Genomic DNA, 1631 nt, shown 5'->3' on the forward strand with positions numbered 1-1631 from the left:
GATGCCATGCTTCCAAGAAAAGCTTCTAAGCTTCAGGTAACCAGGAACCGTACCCCAAACCGACACAGGTGGTTGGGTAGAGAATACCAAGGCGCTTGAGAGAACTCGGGTGAAGGAACTAGGCAAAATGGCACCGTAACTTCGGGAGAAGGTGCGCCGGTGAGGGTGAAGGACTTGCTCCGTAAGCTCATGCCGGTCGAAGATACCAGGCCGCTGCGACTGTTTATTAAAAACACAGCACTCTGCAAACACGAAAGTGGACGTATAGGGTGTGACGCCTGCCCGGTGCCGGAAGGTTAATTGATGGGGTTAGCTAACGCGAAGCTCTTGATCGAAGCCCCGGTAAACGGCGGCCGTAACTATAACGGTCCTAAGGTAGCGAAATTCCTTGTCGGGTAAGTTCCGACCTGCACGAATGGCGTAACGATGGCGGCGCTGTCTCCACCCGAGACTCAGTGAAATTGAAATCGCTGTGAAGATGCAGTGTATCCGCGGCTAGACGGAAAGACCCCGTGAACCTTTACTATAGCTTTGCACTGGACTTTGAATTTGCTTGTGTAGGATAGGTGGGAGGCTTTGAAGCGTGGACGCCAGTCTGCGTGGAGCCAACCTTGAAATACCACCCTGGCAACTTTGAGGTTCTAACTCAGGTCCGTTATCCGGATCGAGGACAGTGTATGGTGGGTAGTTTGACTGGGGCGGTCTCCTCCTAAAGAGTAACGGAGGAGTACGAAGGTGCGCTCAGACCGGTCGGAAATCGGTCGTAGAGTATAAAGGCAAAAGCGCGCTTGACTGCGAGACAGACACGTCGAGCAGGTACGAAAGTAGGTCTTAGTGATCCGGTGGTTCTGTATGGAAGGGCCATCGCTCAACGGATAAAAGGTACTCCGGGGATAACAGGCTGATACCGCCCAAGAGTTCATATCGACGGCGGTGTTTGGCACCTCGATGTCGGCTCATCACATCCTGGGGCTGAAGCCGGTCCCAAGGGTATGGCTGTTCGCCATTTAAAGTGGTACGCGAGCTGGGTTTAGAACGTCGTGAGACAGTTCGGTCCCTATCTGCCGTGGACGTTTGAGATTTGAGAGGGGCTGCTCCTAGTACGAGAGGACCGGAGTGGACGAACCTCTGGTGTTCCGGTTGTCACGCCAGTGGCATTGCCGGGTAGCTATGTTCGGAAAAGATAACCGCTGAAAGCATCTAAGCGGGAAACTTGCCTCAAGATGAGATCTCACTGGAACCTTGAGTTCCCTGAAGGGCCGTCGAAGACTACGACGTTGATAGGTTGGGTGTGTAAGCGCTGTGAGGCGTTGAGCTAACCAATACTAATTGCCCGTGAGGCTTGACCATATAACACCCAAGCAATCTGCAGAAAGACAGCAGGTTGCGGTGTGTGAAGACGCATGAAGACGAAAGTTTGCGAGCACACAAGCTGTACCTTGATCACATACCCGATTTGCTGAAGCGTTCGAGAGAACGAGTCAGTACCCGAATTTCTTGACGACCATAGAGCGTTGGAACCACCTGATCCCATCCCGAACTCAGCAGTGAAACGATGCATCGCCGATGGTAGTGTGGGGTTTCCCCATGTGAGAGTAGGTCATCGTCAAGATTAAATTCCGAAACCCCAT

Annotated in this window: 2 rRNA genes; both read left to right on the forward strand. The window is 52.7% G+C overall.

The window, feature by feature from the left end:
* Positions 1-1350, forward strand: a 23S ribosomal RNA gene (locus tag AC0Z8Z_RS25190); the annotation flags it as partial.
* A 146-nt stretch (positions 1351-1496) separates the two neighbouring features.
* A 5S ribosomal RNA gene (gene rrf, locus AC0Z8Z_RS25195) occupies positions 1497-1612 on the forward strand.
* The last annotated feature ends 19 nt before the right edge of the window (positions 1613-1631 follow it).

This window comes from Pseudomonas sp. 1L-C-7-B-C1, assembly GCF_057291635.1.